This window comes from Streptomyces sp. NPDC001393 (assembly GCF_053597455.1).
In genome coordinates this window covers 11,884-30,940 of the sequence record NZ_JBSFIH010000002.1, presented here as the reverse complement: position 1 = coordinate 30,940, position 19,057 = coordinate 11,884, and the positions used below count along the sequence as shown (strand labels likewise).

At 70.8% G+C, this 19,057-nt stretch carries 20 protein-coding genes; 12 read left to right on the top strand and 8 right to left on the bottom strand.

Going from position 1 to position 19,057, the window contains the following annotated elements; all coding sequences use genetic code 11:
- Positions 1-55: 55 nt before the first annotated feature.
- Complete coding sequence (locus ACWC2T_RS03155) at positions 56-1,162, top strand: DUF2786 domain-containing protein (RefSeq protein ID WP_450668741.1); 1,107 nt, start codon at positions 56-58, stop codon at positions 1,160-1,162.
- A 734-nt stretch (positions 1,163-1,896) separates the two neighbouring features.
- Here ACWC2T_RS03155 and ACWC2T_RS03150 read toward each other — a convergent pair.
- Positions 1,897-2,412 (bottom strand): DUF4232 domain-containing protein, encoded by a 516-nt coding sequence (locus ACWC2T_RS03150; protein WP_450669057.1) that lies wholly within the window; start codon positions 2,410-2,412, stop codon positions 1,897-1,899.
- A 148-nt stretch (positions 2,413-2,560) separates the two neighbouring features.
- A complete protein-coding gene (locus ACWC2T_RS03145; RefSeq protein ID WP_450668740.1) occupies positions 2,561-3,031 on the bottom strand; it encodes a hypothetical protein in 471 nt (156 codons plus the stop codon).
- Positions 3,032-3,314: 283 nt separating this feature from the next.
- Between ACWC2T_RS03145 and ACWC2T_RS03140 the strand changes: the two genes are divergently transcribed.
- The 4 genes from ACWC2T_RS03140 (at position 3,315) to ACWC2T_RS03125 (ending at position 4,950) form a co-directional block, all read left to right on the top strand.
- Positions 3,315-3,689, top strand: a complete 375-nt coding sequence (locus tag ACWC2T_RS03140) for a VOC family protein (protein ID WP_450669056.1) — start codon at positions 3,315-3,317, stop codon at positions 3,687-3,689.
- Positions 3,690-3,696: 7 nt separating this feature from the next.
- Complete coding sequence (locus tag ACWC2T_RS03135) at positions 3,697-4,050, top strand: ArsR/SmtB family transcription factor (protein ID WP_450668739.1); 354 nt, start codon at positions 3,697-3,699, stop codon at positions 4,048-4,050.
- Entirely contained in the window at positions 4,047-4,511 is a 465-nt protein-coding gene (locus tag ACWC2T_RS03130; protein WP_450668738.1) for an SRPBCC family protein, read from the top strand. Before ACWC2T_RS03135 ends, ACWC2T_RS03130 begins: the two co-directional genes overlap by 4 nt.
- 169 nt (positions 4,512-4,680) lie before the next feature.
- The gene (locus tag ACWC2T_RS03125; RefSeq protein ID WP_450668737.1) at positions 4,681-4,950 is read left to right on the top strand and encodes a DUF397 domain-containing protein; all 270 of its coding nucleotides are present in this window, start codon (positions 4,681-4,683) and stop codon (positions 4,948-4,950) included.
- A gap of 89 nt (positions 4,951-5,039) precedes the next feature.
- Here the strand turns inward: ACWC2T_RS03125 and ACWC2T_RS03120 are convergent, their stop codons facing one another.
- Positions 5,040-5,513 (bottom strand): ATP-binding protein, encoded by a 474-nt coding sequence (locus ACWC2T_RS03120; RefSeq protein WP_450668736.1) that lies wholly within the window; start codon positions 5,511-5,513, stop codon positions 5,040-5,042.
- Positions 5,514-5,879: 366 nt separating this feature from the next.
- Between ACWC2T_RS03120 and ACWC2T_RS03115 the strand changes: the two genes are divergently transcribed.
- The 4 genes from ACWC2T_RS03115 to ACWC2T_RS03100 all read left to right on the top strand — a co-directional run bounded on the left by ACWC2T_RS03115 (position 5,880) and on the right by ACWC2T_RS03100 (position 9,632).
- Positions 5,880-6,704 (top strand): helix-turn-helix domain-containing protein, encoded by an 825-nt coding sequence (locus ACWC2T_RS03115; RefSeq protein ID WP_450669055.1) that lies wholly within the window; start codon positions 5,880-5,882, stop codon positions 6,702-6,704.
- A gap of 91 nt (positions 6,705-6,795) precedes the next feature.
- A complete protein-coding gene (locus tag ACWC2T_RS03110; protein ID WP_450668735.1) occupies positions 6,796-8,256 on the top strand; it encodes an aldehyde dehydrogenase family protein in 1,461 nt (486 codons plus the stop codon).
- 146 nt (positions 8,257-8,402) lie between these two features.
- Positions 8,403-8,951, top strand: a complete 549-nt coding sequence (locus ACWC2T_RS03105; protein ID WP_450668734.1) for a DinB family protein — start codon at positions 8,403-8,405, stop codon at positions 8,949-8,951.
- Between the two features lie 39 nt (positions 8,952-8,990).
- Positions 8,991-9,632: a PadR family transcriptional regulator gene (locus tag ACWC2T_RS03100; RefSeq protein WP_450668733.1), complete on the top strand. Its 642-nt coding sequence runs from the start codon at positions 8,991-8,993 to the stop codon at positions 9,630-9,632.
- Between the two features lie 168 nt (positions 9,633-9,800).
- Here ACWC2T_RS03100 and ACWC2T_RS03095 read toward each other — a convergent pair whose 3' ends face one another.
- Positions 9,801-11,207, bottom strand: a complete 1,407-nt coding sequence (locus tag ACWC2T_RS03095; RefSeq protein WP_450668732.1) for a glutamate decarboxylase — start codon at positions 11,205-11,207, stop codon at positions 9,801-9,803.
- Between the two features lie 42 nt (positions 11,208-11,249).
- Positions 11,250-12,539 carry an ion channel protein gene (locus tag ACWC2T_RS03090; RefSeq protein ID WP_450668731.1) on the bottom strand — a complete coding sequence of 430 codons (1,290 nt, stop codon included), beginning with the start codon at positions 12,537-12,539 and terminating at the stop codon, positions 11,250-11,252.
- Positions 12,540-12,673: 134 nt separating this feature from the next.
- Here ACWC2T_RS03090 and ACWC2T_RS03085 point away from each other — a divergent pair, with 134 nt between their 5' ends.
- Positions 12,674-13,453: a MerR family transcriptional regulator gene (locus tag ACWC2T_RS03085; RefSeq protein ID WP_450668730.1), complete on the top strand. Its 780-nt coding sequence runs from the start codon at positions 12,674-12,676 to the stop codon at positions 13,451-13,453.
- Between the two features lie 28 nt (positions 13,454-13,481).
- Here the strand turns inward: ACWC2T_RS03085 and ACWC2T_RS03080 are convergent, their stop codons facing one another.
- Positions 13,482-13,847: a YbjQ family protein gene (locus ACWC2T_RS03080; RefSeq protein ID WP_351210213.1), complete on the bottom strand. Its 366-nt coding sequence runs from the start codon at positions 13,845-13,847 to the stop codon at positions 13,482-13,484.
- 169 nt (positions 13,848-14,016) lie between these two features.
- Between ACWC2T_RS03080 and ACWC2T_RS03075 the strand changes: the two genes are divergently transcribed.
- Positions 14,017-14,934, top strand: coding sequence for a DedA family protein (locus ACWC2T_RS03075; protein ID WP_450669054.1), 918 nt, complete (start codon positions 14,017-14,019; stop codon positions 14,932-14,934).
- A gap of 29 nt (positions 14,935-14,963) precedes the next feature.
- On the opposite strand, the gene ACWC2T_RS03070 is transcribed toward ACWC2T_RS03075, so the two are convergent.
- On the bottom strand, positions 14,964-16,619 hold the full coding sequence (locus ACWC2T_RS03070) for a threonine/serine ThrE exporter family protein (protein WP_450668729.1): 1,656 nt from the start codon (positions 16,617-16,619) through the stop codon (positions 14,964-14,966).
- 197 nt (positions 16,620-16,816) lie between these two features.
- Positions 16,817-17,308: an inorganic diphosphatase gene (locus ACWC2T_RS03065; protein ID WP_055708033.1), complete on the bottom strand. Its 492-nt coding sequence runs from the start codon at positions 17,306-17,308 to the stop codon at positions 16,817-16,819.
- Between the two features lie 79 nt (positions 17,309-17,387).
- Here ACWC2T_RS03065 and dacB point away from each other — a divergent pair, with 79 nt between their 5' ends.
- A complete protein-coding gene (dacB, locus tag ACWC2T_RS03060; protein WP_450668728.1) occupies positions 17,388-18,971 on the top strand; it encodes a D-alanyl-D-alanine carboxypeptidase/D-alanyl-D-alanine endopeptidase in 1,584 nt (527 codons plus the stop codon).
- Positions 18,972-19,057: the final 86 nt, after the last annotated feature.

Genomic DNA, 19,057 nt, shown 5'->3' with positions numbered 1-19,057 from the left:
CAGCCTGTGGACAAAGTTCGGTCCGCTGTCGGTGGGGCGTGGCACGATCGACGGTGTGACCAGCACTGCCAGCACGGTCGAGAGGGCCTTCAGGGTCGCCCTCTACGACGACACCGACACCGGCCTCGACACCGGCGCCTCCCTGCTCGCCGCCGACCCCGCCGCGGATGCCGAACTCGCCCGGCGGGGCGAGGAGTTCATGGAGACGGCCTGGCGGCGCGGCTGGCAGCCCGCCGATGTCGTACGGCTGGTGCGGCGCGAGCTGGAGGATGTGCATGTGCGCCGAGCCGCCGCGCTGATCCGCGCCCAGGCTGGTCAGGACCGCCCCCGCGGGCGCCGCTGGGCCGCCCAGCTGGCGGAGCTGCCGGCGGATCCCGCCCGCGAGGCGGACCGCTTCTCGCAGGCCACGGCCGTGCTGGAGCTGTACCGCCTGCTGCTGCGCCTGCCCGCCCTGGAGCCACTGGAGGAGCCCCGGCACACCCCCGGCCCGGCCGCCTCCCGCATGCTCGCCCGGATTCGCGCGCTGCTCGCCAAGGCCGAGGCGACCGGGTATCCGGAGGAGGCGGAGGCGCTCAGCGCCAAGGCGCAGGAGCTGATGGCGCGGCACAGTGTCGATGAGGCGCTGCTCGCCGCCGGGGCGCCCGCGCCGGACGCGCCCGGGGCCTGCCGGATCGGGGTCGAGCCGCCGTACGAACAGGTCAAGGCGGTCCTGCTCGACGCCGTGGCCGGCGCGAACAACTGCCGCGCGGTGTGGCACGAACCGTTCGGCTTCTCCACGGTCGTCGGTTTCGAGGCGGACCTGGAGGCGGTCGAGTTGCTCTACACCTCGCTGCTGGTGCAGGCGACGCACGCGATGACCAGGGCGGAGGCCGCTCAGAGAGCCGGCGGACGGAAGCGGACCAAGACCTTCCGGCAGTCCTTCCTGGCCGCCTACGCCCACCGGGTCGGCGACCGGCTCACGGCCGCCGTCGAGGCCCAGGTCAGCCAGGACCTGCTGCCGGTCCTCGCCACCAGGGAGATGGCCGTCACCGACCGGCTGGAGCGCATGTTCCCCGAGACCACCACCACCCGGCTGCGTGGGGTGACCGACGCGGCAGGCTGGACGGAGGGCGCCCGCGCGGCGGACCAGGCACAGGTCAGAGCCCGCCGCGGACTGCGCTGAACCCACCTCGAGCAGCTGTCGGTCCGCGGGGACCTGAAGTGAGCCCGGGTGGCCGGCGCATAGGTGCCGCGGCCAGCGCCCGGAACCTGGAGCGAGCCCAGCCCGGGCAGAAGGCAGAGCACCCGAAGCCGCTCTCAGCGCGCCCGGCCCGAGCCGACCCGCCCGAGTCCGGCGGCGACGCGCACGGAGTTGGAGTCGGCCCGCGCCCGGTTGAACTCAGTCCACTCCAGGCCCGAAGTCGGCCCGCCCTAATCCGGCGGTGACCCGTACGGAGCTGGAGTCGGTCCGCGCCTGGCTGTACTCAGCCCAGTCCAGGCGGGAGTGGCCCCGCCCGAATCCCGCGGCGACGCGCACGGAGCTGGAGTCGGTCCGCGCCCGGCTGTACTCAGCGCACTCCGGGCCGGTGTGGCCCCGCCCGAATCCGGCGTCAGCTCAGCCGGGCCGGAGCGATCCCGTCTCAATCCGGCGTCAGCCCTCAGCCCGGAGGGACCCCGCCCGGCCCGAACCAGCCCGCCCGAATCCGGCGGCGACCCGTACGGAGCTGGAGTCGGCCCGCGCCCGGCTGTACTCAGCGCACTCCGGGCCGGTGTGGCCCCGCCCGAATCCGGCGTCAGCTCAGCCGGGCCGGAGCGATCCCGTCCCAATCCGACGTCAGCCCCCAGCTGAAGTGACCCCGCCCAGGCTGGAGCCGCCCGCCCGAAGTCGGTGTCAGCGTGCGCGGGCTGCCGGGGTGGTCAGTCGCCGACCTGCTGGAAGGCGGTCACGGAGGCGTTCGGGCCGGTGCCGCCGGTCTGGGTGGCGACGGTGCCGTACGACCAGGGGAAGCTTCGGGACGCGGTGGTGCCCGGCAGGGTGATCTTCACGGTCTTGGCGTCCAGCGCGGCCTTGTCGCCCGCCTTGCCGCGCACGTAGGCGATGGTGAAGGACGCCGAGTCGCCCTTGGCGAGCTTCAGCTTCTGGGCCTTGGCGCCCTTGAGCGCCGGCACCTTGGCCTCGGTGTTGCCGGCGCTCAGGACGACGTCCGCGAAGTGGTCCAGGGTGCAGGGCTTGCTCTGGTTGGTGATGCTGACCGGAATCTCACCCGTGTCACCGGCCTTCGGGGCCACGCTCGCGGACCCGATCTGCACGGAGACCCCGCCGATCTCGCAGGCCGAGCCGTTCTTGCTGCCGCTCTTGCTCCCGCCGTCGTCGCAGGCGGTGAGCAGCAGGGCGGCGGCGAGGGCCGTGACGGTGAGCGGAATGGCGCGCATGAGCAGTCCCATCGAGGTCGTGACGGTGCCCCTGCATCATGGCGCCTGCGCGCCGGGCCGGTGCGCCCACCCCCGGCGGAATCACCACTTCAGGTGGCGTCACTCCGCACCGGATCCACACCGGATCCACCCGTGCCGCGGCTTCAACTCACTTCTTCACCTTGGTCGGCAGCGCCGAAGGCAGCGTGCCGCCCTCCGCCTTGGTGTACGTCTCCTTGCCGGTCTTGCCCGACCAACTCACCGTCATGCCCTTGGTGTTCACCGAGTCCACCATGCCGGTGGCCCGGTCCTTGTTGCCGTCTGGGCAGGACAGGTGGATCATCTGCATCCCGGACTCCTCGCGCGCGGTGCCCTGGCACCAGGCCTTCCGGCCCGTCACGAAGAGCCCGGCCTTCTTGCCGGTGATCACCAGGGCCACGATCTTGCCGCCGCTCGTGGTGATCCAGCTGCCCTGGAGCTTGCCGGAGGCCCCGGCCACCGCTCCCGAGGCCGAGCGCGAGGCGGAGGCCGACGCGGTCGCGCTCGGCGTCGTCGGGGCGGTGGTCTTCGCGCCCCCGCCACCCCCGCCCCCGCTGCACGCGGTCAGCGCGGCGAGCGCGCCGACCAGGCCTGCTGCCACGGTCGCGGTCCGCACCCTGGCAGTCGCAGCAGTCGCACCAGTCGCAGTAGTCACCGGAAAGCTCCCAAGCTGTAGCGGCCGGCCGTCCTCGGCCGGACGGCCCGCAGCAAGCTACCAGCAGCGACCAGGAGGACTATCGGATGCCGGGCAGGAATCCGTTGAGAAGCCACCCACCGCCTCCAGGTCGGGAAGCTGCCCACCCCACGCGTAGGAAAATCCCTACGCTTGACCAGTAGGGAATCCCCTACCTATTCTCGTGCCCATGAACCCCATGAGCGCGCCCATGAACATCACCCACGCCTCCTTCGTCACCCTCCCCGTCGCCGACCAGGACCGCGCCCTGCGCTTCTACCGGGACGTGCTCGGCTTCCAGGTCACCGCCGATCTGCAGATGCCGCCCGGGCGCTGGCTCCAGGTCGCGCCGAAGGGCGCGCAGACCGTCTTCACGCTCTCCGGGCCGGACATGGGCGGTTTCGAGCCCGGCTCCGCACGGGGGATCATGTTGGTGACGACCGATGTCGACGCCGACTGCGCGCGGCTCGCCGAGGCGGGCACCGAGGTGCAGGGCCCGGAGGAGTACCCGTGGGGGCGCATGGCCTCCTTCACGGACCCCGACGGCAACGGTCTGATGCTGCTGACGGAGAAGGAAGGCTTCTGAACCCGCCATGACTACTGGGGCCGGGACGGCTGCCGCCGAGGACCGCGTCTTCGCCGCGCTCGCCAACGCCACCCGTCGCGAGGTGCTGCGGCTGCTGCGCGAGCGCGGACCGCAGCCCGTCCAGGCCCTCGCCGACCACTTCGACATGCGCCGCCCGAGCCTCTCGGAACACCTCAAGGTGCTCCGGGAGGCCGGCCTCGTCTCCGAACAGCGCTCCGGACGGCAGCGCATCTACCGCCTCGAGGCCGCCCCCCTCGCCGAGGTGCAGGACTGGCTCCACCCGTACGAGCGGTTCTGGCGCGACCGGCTGAAGGGCCTCGGCGACCTGCTCGACCGTCTGCCCGACGATGACCAGCCATGAACCCACAACCCGATGACGACCTGACCACCATCCGCGTCGACCAGTTCTTCCCGCACCCGCCCGCCAAGGTCTGGCGCGCCCTGACCGACCCCGCGCTGCTCACCCAGTGGCAGATGCCCGGTGCCGAGGACTTCCGGCTGGAGGTCGGCCACCGGTACCGGATGACCTCCGTCCCGCGTCCGAACGCCCGTTTCTCCGGGGTCGTGGAGGTGCGGGTGCTGGCCTACGACATCGAGCGGATGCTGTCCGTCCGCTGGGCCGACGCCGATCCGGCCAACCCCGCGGACTGGACCATCACCTGGACCCTGGAACAGGAAGGGCGCGGTACGCGTCTTTTCCTGGTGCACGAAGGTTTCGATCCGGACGACCCGGCTCAGCTGATGGCGCGGAAGATCATGGACGGGGGGTGGCGGGGGCATGTCCTGCCCGCTCTGGGGCAGACGCTGGAGCAGCTTCGCTGACGCAGGGGTCTCCCGGACGGTAAAGCGGACGTCAAAGCTGTAACCGTGGGAGCACCGCACGTGCACGTGCATTTGCTCATGCATCTGCACGTGAACAAGGTTATGATCCGGGTCAGTTGACCACAGCATCTATGGCCACACCAGCCAGTGCACCACTGGGGAGCGACCTGTGGACCGCGACGTTGACGGCGTGTACGGGGGGTACGACGTGTACAACGGCATGGCTGCCGCGCAGCTGGTCGGAGTGGCCTGGCAGAAGAGCAGGCACAGCAACTCGCAGGGTTCCTGCGTAGAGTTCGCGCGACTGCCCGGCGGCGACGTCGCCGTACGCAACTCGCGTTTCCCGGACGGCCCGGCGCTCGTCTACACGCGTGCGGAGATCGAGGCCATGCTTCTCGGCATCAAGGACGGCGAGTTCGACCACCTGATAGTGAGCTGACGCCTGTGGCCCGCCCCTGCGCCCGTGCGTGGCAACGATGTCGGGGTGTACGCGCGTAGAACTCGGGCGTCCGTAGGTGCCGTACCGCGTCAGTCGGCCGACTGGAGCCGGAACATGGCCCAGACCACCTTGCCGTCGAGGGTGCCCGCGAGCGGGTGCCAGCCCCAGCTGTCGGCGAAGGAGTCGACCAGGAACAGCCCGCGGCCGGACTCGGCGGAGAAGTCGTCCGAGTCGCGCGGCGCCGGCGTCTCGTGGCTCGGGTCGCGCACCGCGCACACCAGCCGCTCGGTCCAGCGCATCAGGTGCAGGCGTACCGAGGGTTGGTGCTCAAGGCACACCGTGTCGGAGGGCAGCGCGTGACGCAGGGCGTTGGTGACGAGTTCGGAGACGACGAGACATATGTCGTCGAAGCGGTCGCCGACGTCCCACTGGTCGAGGGTGCCGCGGGTGAAGCGCCGGGCCTCGCGCACCGCTTCGTAGCGGGCGGGCAGGGCACAGGAGGCGGCATCGGACACGGCCGCGGGATCCAGCGGCGGAAGGCCCTGCCGTAACGGCTTGAGCATGGTCGATCCATTCGTTCCCATGCGAGGCACTCCCGGGAATTCGCGGTCGTTGCGATGCAGCGGTGGCGCGGCACCATGGTTTCGGATGCGCGGAGCAGATGCAAGGGCAGATGCACGTGCACGCGACCGAAATGGCACCGCCCGTACCGCTTCTTGGCCATTTTTTCCGCCATCTTCTCCGCGGTTGCCGCCAGAGGTCCTGACCTCTTCCCGACAACGCGCAGGCAGAAACGGCTCACCTCTTTCCGTTTCCGTAACCGGACGAGTACTGCTCGGAGTGTTTTGGTGGCAGACTGCGGGCCCTGAAGACGGTTGGGGAGGCTGGCGAACGTGAGCGCGGGAGAGCCCGGATCGGTGGTGCGGCGGATGCTGCTCGGCTCGCAACTGAGGCGACTGCGTGAGGCGCGGGGGATCACGCGCGAGGCGGCGGGGTACTCCATCCGCGCCTCCGAGTCGAAGATCAGCCGGATGGAGCTGGGCCGGGTGAGCTTCAAGACCAGGGATGTAGAGGACCTGCTGACGCTGTACGGCATCACGGACGACACGGAGCGCGAGTCGCTGCTGTCCCTCGCCCGGGAGGCCAACGTGGCCGGTTGGTGGCACAGTTACACCGACGTCCTGCCCAGCTGGTTCCCCACCTATGTGGGCCTGGAGGGCGCCGCGTCCCTGATCCGCGTCTACGAGGTGCAGTTCGTGCACGGCCTGCTGCAGACGGAGGACTACGCCCGCGCGGTGGTCCGGCGCGGCATGAAGGGCGCGAGCGCGGCCGACGTCGAACGCCGGGTCGCCCTGCGCCTGGAGCGGCAGAAGCACCTGTTCGCGCACAGCGCCCCCGAGTTCCACTTCGTCCTCGACGAGGCCGCCCTGCGCCGCCCCTACGGCGATCGCGAGGTGATGCGCGGCCAGCTCCAGCACCTCATCGACGTCTCCGAGCGGCCCAACGTACGGCTGCAGATCATGCCGTTCGGCTTCGGCGGACACTCCGGCGAGAGCGGCGCCTTCACCATCCTCAGCTTCCCCGACGCCGACCTGTCCGACGTCGTCTACATGGAACAGCTGACCAGCGCCCTCTACCTGGACAAGCGCGAGGACGTCGCCCAGTACGAGCAGGCCCTGAAGGAGCTCCAGCAGGACAGCCCGGGTCCCGACGAGAGCCGGGACCTCCTCCGGGGGCTCCTGCAGCTGTCCTGAGGACTCCCTCCAACTCGCTTTAAACACAAGTACGATGACGTGCGATCAGACCGCGACCAGGATCTGTCTCCGCTAGTGATTGAGGGATCACATGTCGTCCTACTTCAGCGACCTGGCCCAGCAGTACATCGACGGAGAATGGCGACCGGGCACCGGCTCCTGGGACGTCATCGACTTCAACCCCTACGACGACGAGAAGCTGGCCTCGATCACCGTGGCCACGGTCGACGAGGTGGACCAGGCCTACAGGGCGGCCGCCCGTGCCCAGAAGAAGTGGGCCGAGACCAACCCCTACGCCCGCCGCGCGGTGTTCGAGCGGGCGCTGCGTCTCATAGAGGACCGTGAGCAGGAGATAGCCGACCTGATCATCGCGGAACTGGGCGGCACGCGCGTGAAGGCCGGTTTCGAGCTGCACCTCGCCAAGGAGTTCCTGCGCGAGTCGATCCACCTGGCGCTGCGCCCCGAGGGCAGGATCCTGCCCTCCCCGGTCGACGGCAAGGAGAACCGGGTCTACCGGGTGCCGGTCGGCGTGGTGGGCGTGATCAGCCCCTTCAACTTCCCCTTCCTGCTGTCGATCAAGTCGGTCGCCCCGGCCCTCGCGCTCGGCAACGCCGTCGTCCTCAAGCCGCACCAGAACACCCCGATCGCCGGCGGTACCCTGATCGCGAAGCTCTTCGAGGAGGCCGGGCTGCCCGGCGGCCTGCTCAACGTCGTCGTCACCGACATCGCCGAGATCGGCGACGCGTTCCTCGAGCACCCGGTCCCGAAGGTCATCTCCTTCACCGGTTCCGACAAGGTCGGCCGGCACGTGGCCACCGTCTGCGCCGCGAACTTCAAGCGCTCGGTGCTCGAACTGGGCGGCAACAGCGCGCTGGTGGTCCTGGACGACGCCGACATCGACTACGCCGTGGACGCGGCGGTCTTCAGCCGGTTCGTCCACCAGGGCCAGGTCTGCATGGCCGCCAACCGCGTCCTCGTGGACGCGTCCGTCGCCGAGGAGTTCACCGAGAAGTTCGTCGCCAAGGTGAAGTCGCTGAAGGTGGGCGACCCGCGCGACCCGCAGACCGTCATCGGCCCGGTGATCAACTCCCAGCAGGCGAACGCCGTCTCCGGCACCGTCGAGCAGGCTGTCGCCGAGGGCGCCACGGCCCTCGTCCGGGGTGCCACGGAGGGCAACCTGGTGGCGCCCAGCGTGCTCACCGGCGTACCCGCCGACTCCGCGTTGCTCCGGCAGGAGGTGTTCGGCCCGGTCGTGTTCCTCATCCCCTTCGAGGGGGAGGAGGAGGCGCTGCGCCTCGTCAACGACACGCCGTACGGCCTCAGCGGCGCCGTGCACACGAGTGACATCGAGCGGGGCGTCGCCTTCGCCAAGCAGATCGACACCGGCATGTTCCATGTGAACGACGGCACCGTCCACGACGAGCCGATCGTGCCGTTCGGCGGCGAGAAGCACTCCGGCATCGGCCGCCTGAACGGCGAGACGACGCTGGAGGCCTTCACCACCGTCAAGTGGATCTCGGTCCAGCACGGCCGCAGCGGGTTCCCGTTCTGACCGCTGCCCAGAAAGTCGCGGGCCAGAAAGTCGTCGGCCCAAAAGTCGCGGGCCATTGCGGACAGAATCTGACCTCAATGGCCCGTAGCGTCGTCGGTGTCAGGGGGCACAGGCCCCGGCGAAGGCGGACGGAAAGGCGGCCGGCCATGGTCAAGCACGTACCAGCGGAGGCACAGGGCGACGAGCGCGGGGCGCTGCTCGCCTTCATCGAGGAGCAGCGCGGCGGGATCCGCCGGGCCCTGCTCGGACTGACCGAGGAGCAGGCCCGCTCCCGCCCCAGCGCCAGCGAGCTGTCGCTCGGCGGCCTGCTCAAGCACGTCGCCGAGGTCGAGCAGATCTGGATCGCCCGGGCCAGGCAGGAGCCGCCGGCGGTCAGGCGCGACGAGTCCAACTGGCACGAGAGCTTCCAACTGGTCGGCGAGGAGACGGTCGCCTCGCAGCTGGCGTACTGGGAGCAGGTCGCCGCCGAGACGGAGAAGTTCATCCGCTCCGCGCCGAGTCTGGACGACACCTTCCCGCTGCCGCCGGACCCCTGGTTCCCGCCGCAGGGCCGGGTCTCGCTGCGCTGGCTGTGTCTGCACCTGATCCGCGAGACGGCCCGGCACGCCGGCCACGCCGACATCATCCGCGAGTCCCTGGACGGGAAGACGGCCTTCGAGCTGGTGGCCCAGGAGCAGGGCGGCTCCTGGGGGTGACCGAGGGGCGGGCGGCCGTACGGCAATAGCCTGGACCGCATGTCAGCGATCCGTCTCCTCGTGCTGGGCGCGGTCCGCCGGCACGGGCGGGCCCACGGCTACCAGGTGCGGGGCGACCTGGAGTACTGGGGCGCGCACGAGTGGTCCAACGCCAAGCCGGGCTCGATCTACCACGCCCTGAAGCAGATGGCCAAGCAGGGGCTGCTGCACGCGCACGAGATCGCGCCGTCGACGGCAGGCGGCCCGCCGCGCACCGAGTACGAGCTGACCGCGAAGGGCACCGAGGAGTACTTCGCCCTGCTGCGCGACGCGCTGGTCACCTACGACCAGCGCGTCGACGTGAAGACGGCGGCCATCGGTTTCATGGTCGACCTGCCGAGGGCCGAGGCGGTGGCGCTGCTGAAGGAGCGCACGCGCCGCATCGAGGCGTGGCGCTCCTCGGTCACCGAGCACTATGTGCCGGAGGAGGGGGCCGGGCAGCTCGGGCACATGGGCGAGATCATGAACATGTGGGTCCACACGGCCGACTCCGAGGCCGAGTGGACCCATGGCCTCGTGGGGCGCCTGGAGAGCGGGGCCGACACGTTCGCGGGCGAGGGGGACCCGTTCGTCGGCGTGCTCGCCGAGGACGAGGAGAACCCGTACGCGACGGGGGAGCGGCACCCGGAGGACGACCGCTGATCATCGCGTGATCACCGTCGAGGACGCACGCAAGACCTACGGCACCACACACGCCTTGGACGGACTCGACCTGCAGGTCACGCGCGGCACCGTGCACGCCCTCCGGACGGACGACGGGAATGTCGGGAATGTGACGACAGGACCGAGGAGGGACCCGCCGGCTCAGTGTCAGTGGTGGAAGCCGGTCGCCGCCTCCTTGTCCCGGGTCAGCGGATGCGGCTGCCGGCGCAGTTCGGGCAGCAGGCGGGTCAGGTCGGCCAGGAACAGGTCGGCCAGGTCGTGGGAGAAGCCGTTGCGGCACACGACCCGCAGCACGGAGAGGTCCTCCCGGTTCGCCGGGAAGGTGTACGCGGGCACCAGCCAGCCGCTCTCGCGCAGCCGCCGGGAGACGTCGAAGACGTCGTACGACGTCACGTCGGGGGTCGTGGTGAACGCGAACACGGGCAGCTCGTCCCCGTGCGTCAGCAGCCGGAAGTCGCCCAGCTCCGCGATCCGTCGGGCGAGCGAGGTCGCCACGTCCCGCGTCGACTGCTGCACCGCGCGGTATCCCGCGCGGCCGAGGCGCAGGAAGCTGTAGTACTGCGCGACCACCTGGGCGCCGGGCCGGGAGAAGTTGAGCGCGAAGGTCGGCATGTCGCCGCCCAGGTAGTTGACCCGGAAGACCAGCTCCTCGGGCAGCGCTTCCTTGTCCCGCCACAGCGCCCAGCCGACGCCCGGATACACCAGCCCGTACTTGTGCCCCGAGGTGTTGATGGAGGCCACGCGCGGCAGCCGGAAGTCCCACACGAGGTCCGGGTCCAGGAAGGGCGCCACCATGCCGCCGGACGCGCCGTCCACGTGTACCGGGACGTCCAGCCCGGTGCGCTCCTGGAGGGCGTCCAGGGCGGCGCACAGGTCGGCGATCGGCTCGTAGGAGCCGTCGAAGGTCGAGCCGAGGATGCCGACGACCCCGATGGTGTTCTCGTCGCACAGCTCGGCCGCCGCCTGCGGATCCAGGTGGAAGCGGTCGCCCTCCATGGGCACCAGCCGGGCCTCCACCTCCCAGAAGTTGCAGAACTTCTCCCAGCAGACCTGGACGTTGATGCCCATGACCAGGTTGGGGCGGGCGCCCGGGTAACGGTCGGCGTTGCGCGTGGCCCACCGCCGCTTGAGGGCCATCCCGGCGAGCATGCACGCCTCGCTCGACCCGGTCGTCGAACAGCCCACCGCCGCCGCCGGATCCGGCGCGTTCCACAGGTCGGCGAGCATCGCCACACAGCGCCGCTCCAGCTCGGCCGTGCGCGGGTACTCGTCCTTGTCGATCATGTTCTTGTCCCGGCACTCCGCCATCAGCACCCCGGCCTGCGGCTCCATCCAGGTGGTGACGAACGTGGCGAGGTTCAGCCGGGAGTTGCCGTCCAGCATCAGCTCGTCGTGCACCAGCTGGTACGCCGTGGACGGGGCGAGCGGCGCGTCCGGGAGCCGGTGCGTGGGCGGGGCCTCGGTCATGCCGCCGACCGGATTGGCCTCCCCGTAGAACGGGTTGACGGCAATCGTCCGCTCTTCGTGTTTCTCGGGACCTTTGTGCAGGGCCATGAACGTGCCTCCAGGGTTGCCAGGGTTGCCGGGGAAAGGTTTTCAGTGGATCGGGGTGCCGTCCCTGTTCAACTGCATCTGAGGGCGCCCCGTCACCAGCAGCCAGGCCGGCAGCGACGCGATGCACAGCACGGCGATGATGGCGGGCGAGGCGACCAGCACGGCGGCGGTGAACAGGCTCACCCAGCCCTGCCGGGTGATGGCCAGGAGCATGCCCAGGACGCCCGTGGCCACGCCCAGCGCCGCAGGCACGGCCGGAACGAGCGCGTGCGCGGACAGCCCCAGGGCCGAGCCGACGAAGACGGACGGGAAGATACGCCCGCCACGGAAGCCGCAGGACGCGGCGACGAGCAGCGCGGCCAGCTTCACCACCGCCATCCCGGCGAACTGCCCCGCCGACCAGCCGTCCGGGTGCCGGGCCAGCTCGCCGACCTCCGACAGTCCCTTGAAGAGCGTCAGATGGCCGCCGAGGGCTCCCAGAGCGCCCAGTACGACCCCGCCGGCCGGAAGCGTCAGCATCGGGTGCCGCAGCCGCCGGAAGGCCGCGTGGACGAGCGGGAAGGCGTACACGGCGCCCATGCCGAGCAGCGCGGCCGCCGGGGCGATCACGAGGGCGGCCAGGACGTCCCTCGGATGCGGGTGACCCATGGGCGGCAGCCCCAGGTCGAAGGTCGGATGCGCCACCAGGGTGGTGGTGATGGCCCCACACGCGCCGGCGGTCAGCGGCGCGAACAGGTTGTCCCACAGCCGGCCGCGCATCGGGCGCCCGGCCAGCGCCTCGGAGATGACCAGCGCCGCCGCGACCGGCGTGCCGAACAGCGCGCCGATCGTCGCCGACTCCGCCAGCACCGGCCACAGCGTGCCCGGCGCCCGGGGCATCAGGCGCACGCCGAGCCAGACCGCGAGGCCCACGTTCACCGCGATGACCGGGTTCTCCGGGCCGAGGCTCGGGCCGCCGGCCAGCATCAGCCCGGTCGCCAGCACCAGCCCCGGCAGCACGACCGGCGGCATCACCGGGGCGGTCAGGCCGAGGGTGGCCGGGTCGGGCCCGGCGTGCCCGGGCACCTTCCACACCACCAGCCCGACCCCGAGGCCCGTGGCGGTCAGCATCACGAACATCCACGCCACCGAGTAGCGGCCCACCCCGAGCGCGTCCGGCAGCGGCCCCCACAGCACGTGCAGGAGCTGCTCCGCCGCAGTGCTGATCCCGAGGTAGACCAGGCTCGCGAGCACGCCGACGGACACGGCGGGCAGGATGAACGGCAGCAGGGCCCGTGCCGGAGCCGTAGGTGCGGTGGGGAGCGCCTGCGGCGCGTCGGTTTCCTGGGCCACGGGCTCACCATAAGCGGACAAAATGCCCGCAACATCCCGAACATCACGCCCGAACATCCCGAAGGGAAACCGGCTTGCACCTCACGTGACGTGAGGCCTCAGCGTGGAGGACGTACCGACCGAAGGAGCGGAAAGTGAGCTACTCCGTGGAACGGGTCTACTCCGTGGGAGAGGTCGCCGGGTTCGCCGGGGTCACGGTGCGCACCCTGCACCACTACGACGAGATCGGCCTGCTCGTGCCCGGCGAGCGCACCCACGCCGGGCACCGGCGCTACACCGACGCCGACCTCGACCGGCTCCAGCAGATCCTGTTCTACCGGGAGCTCGGCTTCCCGCTCGAGGAGGTCGCGGTCCTGCTCGACGACCCGGACGCGGACCCGCGCGCGCACCTGCGCCGCCAGCACGAACTGCTGACCGCCCGGATCGACAAGCTCCAGAAGATGGCCGCGGCCGTGGAGCACGCCATGGAGGCACGCACGATGGGTATCAACCTCACCCCGGAAGAGCGGTTCGAGGTGTTCGGGGACAAGGACCCCGAGCAGTACGCCGAGGAGGCGGAGCAGCGCTGGGGCAACACCGAGGCCTGGGCCGAGTCCCAGCGCCGCGCCGCCACCTACACCAAGGAGGACTGGAAGCGCATCCAGGCCGAGGTCGACGACTGGGGCCAGCGGTACGCCGCCCTGGTCGCCGCCGGCGAGCGGCCGACCGGCGAGGCGGCCATGGACCTGGCCGAGGAACACCGGCAGCACATCAGCAGGTACTACTTCGAGGTCCCGTACGAGCTGCACCGGTGCTTCGCGCAGATGTACGTCTCCGACGAGCGCTTCAAGGCGTTCTACGACGCCATGCACCCCCAGCTCGCCGAGCACCTGCGCGACGCGATCCTCGCCAACGCCGACCGCCACACCTCCTGACCGGTCCTGGCCCGGGTGCGCACGGGGGTCACTCCCGGGCCAGGACCACCGCCGTGCCGTAGGCGCACACCTCGGTGCCCACGTCGGCGGCCTCCGTCACGTCGAACCGGAACGCCAGCACCCCGTTCGCGCCACGCGCGCGTGCCTGCTCCACCAGGCGCTCCATGGCCTGGTTGCGGGTCTGCACGAGGGTCTTGGTCAGCCCCTTCAGCTCGCCGCCGATCATCGACTTCAGGCCGGCGCCGATCTGGCTGCCGAGGTGCCGTGACCGCACGGTGAGCCCGAAGACCTCGCCGATCACCTGCTGCACCCGGTGTCCGGGCACGTCGTTCGTCGTCACGACCAGCACGTCCGGCTGGGGCCCCTGGCCGCCGCCGTAGTCATCGAGTCCCATGAGTCACAGCTTTCTCCCAGTCATCCCACAGTGCATCCTCATCCCACAGTGCATCCTGGAGACACCGGTGGAACCTGGGGCGGTCACATCACGTTGATAGCTTTGTGCGGCCCTTCGTCGAAGACCAGCCGCCGTAGTCGCCTTCACCCCTCAGGAGCCCGGACCCGTGATGACACTCGCCCTCGGCCCGAGCTGGCTGGATCCGAACCACCTCCTCAACTCGTTCGGGATCTGGGGCCTGCTCCTCGTGGTCTTCGCCGAGTCCGGCCTGCTCATCGGCTTCTTCCTGCCGGGTGACTCGCTGCTGTTCACCTGCGGCCTGCTGATCACCTCCCACCAGATGCACTTCCCGCTGTGGGGTGCGATCGGCCTGATCTGCCTCGCCGCGATCCTCGGCGACCAGGCGGGCTACATGTTCGGCAAGAAGGTCGGCCCTTCCCTGTTCAACCGCCCGGACTCCCGCCTGTTCAAGCAGGAGAACGTCACCAAGGCGCACGAGTTCTTCGAGAAGTACGGCCCGAAGTCCCTGGTCCTGGCCCGCTTCGTGCCCGTGGTGCGCACGTTCACGCCGATCATCGCCGGTGTCAGCGGCATGAAGTACCGCTCGTTCCTGACCTTCAACGTCATAGGCGGCGCCCTGTGGGGTGCGGGCGTCACCCTGCTCGGCTCCTGGCTCGGCAACATCGGCTTCGTCAAGAACAACATCGAGGCGATCCTCATCCTGATCGTCCTCGTCTCCGTGATCCCGATCGCGATCGAGTTCCTCCGGGCACGGAGCAAGGAGAAGAAGGCAGCACGGTCCGCCCCGGCACCTCAGCCCCGGCACCAGCAGACCCCGGTCATGGACACCGCGACCACCCAACTGCGCCGCATCGAGCCGGACCAGCCGTACGAGGAGCAGGACCAGCAGTACTGGAACCAGGGGTACGACCAGCAGCAGTACTACGACCACCAGCACCACCAGCAGCCGTTCCCGCAGCAGCCGTTCCCGCAGCAGCCGTTCCCGCAGCAGCAGTACGGCCACCACCAGTACGACCAGAACCCGTACCCGTACGACTACGAACAGGGCGGTTACCGCGCCCCGTAGGGGGCGGGGAACTCCCGAGCCGGGCGGCGCTAGAAACCTCGCGTTCGCTTGGCGGCTCGGCGCTTCCCCGCAGACCCGACCCTCAGGAACAGCCGGAAGACCTCCGACCCCAGGTTGACCCCGATCGCGATGGCCATGGCCAGCGACGCCGCGTTGGCCAGCGACACCAGCCCCTTGTCCACCTGGTTCTGGGCCATGTTCAGCAGCCCGAAATACGTGGCGGAGCCGGGCAGCAGCGGCCCGATCGCCGCCGTCGTGTAGGGCAGCGCCGACGCGAACCGGTACCGCGACAGCAGCTGCCCGAACAGACCGACCAGCCCCGCGGCCACGGCGGTGGACGCCACCGGCGAGATGGCGCCGACGTTGTGCATCGCGCCGTACACCGTCCAGGCCACGCCCCCGTTGAGGGTCACCCACAGCACGGTCGACCGCTCCTGCTGGAGCAGCACCGCGAAGGTCAGCGACAGCACCATGGAGGCCGCGATCTGGATCAGCGGCCGCTCGTTGATGACGAGCGCCGCGTCCGGGTTGAGCTTGCCGCCCACCTTCACCCCGAAGTACAGGACGACCAGCACGCCGGTGACGATGCCCACGAAGAAGTACAGGACCTCCAGCAGACGGGCCGACGCGGTGATGTAGAAGCCGGTCAGGCCGTCCTGCACGCCCGCCACCAGTGCCCGCCCGGGCAGCAGCGCGAACAGTCCACCGGTGACGACGGCGGAGGCCTTCACATCGACGTGCGCCAGCGCGAACGCCACCCCGATCGCCGCGGGCGGCATCGCGGCGACCGTGAACTGGTAGAACTCCGGCAGTCCGCGCCCCGCGCACAGCCAGGCCAGCCGGTCGCCGAGCATCGCGCCCAGCGCGGCCGCGACGAACACGATCAGGTCGCCGCCGACCAGGGTGGAGGCCGCACCCGCCAGCAGCCCGCTGGCCAGGGTCAGCGCCCAGCCGGGGTAGGGGTGCCGGTTGCGGCGGATCTCCGCCAGCCGGCGGTAGGCCTCCTCCAGGGAGACATGGGTCTCCGGGTCGGTCAGGTCGTCCACCAGCCGGAACACCGCCGCGAGCCGGGTGTAGTCGGTGCCCCGCCGCCGTACCGTCCGCGAGGCCGTCACCGGGTCCTCCACCAGCGACGGCTGGTGCGAGATCGACAGCAGCGTGAAGGTGACGTTCGGCTCGCAGCGGTCCAGTCCGTAGGAGCGGCACACCGCGAACATCGCGGCCTCCACGTCCTCGGCGCCCTCACCGCCGGCCAGCAGCAGCTCCCCGATACGCAGGGTCAGGTCGAGCACGCGCGGGACGGCCGGGCCCTCCTCCTCCACCCGCTGCACCGGCTCCGGCGCGGGCCGCTCGGCGACCGGCATGCGCAGCATCGTGCGCATCCGGTCCTGCCAGGGCGCGTCCTTGACCAGGCTGACCAGCGGAACGCCGGCGGCCGGGGTGAAGGCCGTCGGGGCGTCCTTGGCACTGTAGGTGCGCGGCGGGCTGAACGCCGACCCCTCCGGCTCGGCACTCGGCGGCTGAGGCGTCTGGAGACCCTCCGGCAGGGCGAACTCCGAGGTGGTCTCCGGCTCACCACCGCCCTCGGGGACCTCGATGCCCGCGGGAATGGCGAACTCGGACGTGATCTCCGGGTCGTACCGCGCCTCGTCCGACCGGGGCTTGCGGTCCTCCGCCTCCGTCACCTCGCACCGCTCCCTGAACGTCACCTTTCGCTGGCCTCAGTATGCGCACAAACACGCGAACGGCCGCCCGGTCTCCTATATGAGACCGCGCGGCCGATCACTTTCGGCGCACGCACCGCAACCATCAATTGCGCAACCACGACGGTGAGCAACCAGGTCCGCGAGAGCGGCGCCGGTTTAGGCGCAAAGAGAGGCGCTCAGTGGCCGCCCTGCTCCTCGAAGCGCTTGTACGACCGCTCGATCTCCGCCTCGGCGTCGGTGCGGCCCACCCAGTTGGCGCCCTCGACCGACTTGCCGGGCTCCAGGTCCTTGTACACCTCGAAGAAGTGCTGGATCTCCAGGCGGTCGAACTCCGACACGTGGTGGATGTCGCGCAGGTGCTCCACGCGCGGGTCGGTGGCCGGAACGCACAGCAGCTTGTCGTCGCCGCCCGCCTCGTCCGTCATGCGGAACATGCCGATCGCACGGCACTTGATCAGGCAGCCCGGGAAGGTCGGCTCGTCCAGGATGACCAGCGCGTCCAGCGGGTCGCCGTCCTCGCCGAGGGTGTTCTCGACGAAGCCGTAGTCGGTCGGGTAGGCGGTCGAGGTGAAGAGGCGACGGTCCAGGCGGATCCGACCGGTCTCGTGGTCCACCTCGTACTTGTTGCGCGAACCCTTCGGGATCTCGATCGTGACGTCGAACTCCACCGGTGGCTCCTCCATGATCAGCACATAGTTCTGGTGATTAAGTGTCCCTCACGCAGGTGTGTGATCGCGAAAGGGGCTGGTGGTCGTGCCAGAGCTGAGGCCTTGGCGGGCCGCGAGACCGCGGGTGGAGCGGATCGCGAACGCCGTACGACCGCGTCTGGCGCGGGCCGGGGCGGCCGCGAGGCCGCGGATCGCGCGGTTGACGCGGGCCCTGCACCTGCCGCGGCCACGGGCCGTGAAGACCTGGCAGTACACCGCGGGCGCCGCCACCGCCGGACTGGCGCTGGCCGCCGGTGTGGTGACCGCCGCCGGTCCCTGGGACGCCGACGGCCAGCGTACGGCCGAGCGGGACCGGGCCGCCGCCCTGGAGCGGACAGGTGGCGCAGATCACGGCCGGTCCGCGACCGCGGGCGAGCCCCGGCCCGCGCCGAGCGCCGGACCGGTCCTGGTGGGCCTGGACGGCCGGACGGGCGCCGTCGGCACCAAGGAGGCCCCACCGCGCGGCAAGCCCCTCTCCGACGTCCTGGCGCCCCTCCTGGGCGTCTCCGCGCTGGGTGGCACCCACGCGGCCGCCGTCGTCGACGTGGCCAGCGGCAAGCGCCTGTACGGCACCGACGCCGGCAAGGCCCTCACCCCCGCCTCCACCACCAAGATCGCCACCGCCGTCGCCGCGCTGTCCGCCCTGGGCCCCGACCACCGCTTCACCACCCGCGCCGCCCTCGAACCCGACACCGGCGAACTCGTCCTGGTCGGCGGCGGCGACCCCACCCTCACCGCCCGCAGGAACACCGACGGCTGGGCAGGCCTGCGGGACCTGGCGGCGAACACCGCGCAGGCGCTCCACAAGCGCGGCATCCGCAAGGTCACGCTCTCCTACGACACGACCCTGTACTCCGGCCCCGCCCTGCACCCCATCGGCGTCAACGACAACCTCGCGCCGGTCAGCGCCCTGATCGCCGACGAGGGCCGCACCGACGGCTCCAGCAGCGGTCCGGCGCCCCGCGTGAGCGACCCCGCGAAGGACGCGGCGACCAAGTTCGCGGGCTTCCTGAAGGACGCGGGCATCACCAGCACACCGCCCGGCCCCTCCAAGGCCAGCACGCGCGCGCAGACCCTCGCCACGGTCTCCTCGCCTCCGTTGTCCGACGTGGTCGAGCGCATGCTGACCAACAGCGACAACGACATCGCCGAGGCCCTGGCCCGCCAGACGGCCCTCACCAGCGGCGAACCCGGCAGCTTCGACGGCGGTGCCCAGGCGATCTCCGCCCGGCTGACCAAGCTGGGCCTGCCGATGTCCGGAGCCTCCTTCCACGACGGCAGCGGCCTCGACCGCGACGACCGGCTCACCCCGGACCTCCTCACCGCCCTCCTGGTCACGGCCGGCGACCCCGGCCGCCCCGGCCTGCGCCCCGTCCTCACCGGCCTGCCCGTGGCCGGCTTCACCGGCACCCTGGCCGACCGCTACACCGACAGCGCGGCAGGCGTCGTACGCGCCAAGACCGGAACCCTGACCGGTGTGAACACCCTCGCCGGCACGGTCGTCGACGCCGACGGCCGTCTCCTGGCCTTCGCCTTCATGGCCTCCGGCACGACGGACCCTCTTCAGGCCGAGTCGGCTCTGGACAAGACGGCCACGGCGCTGGCGGGGTGCGGCTGCAGCTGAACCGCCGCGCGCCTGCGCCCCACAGGGCGCAGGCGGCGGGCACGGCCGACGGCACCGGGTGCCCACCCGACGCCCCGGCCCCTCCC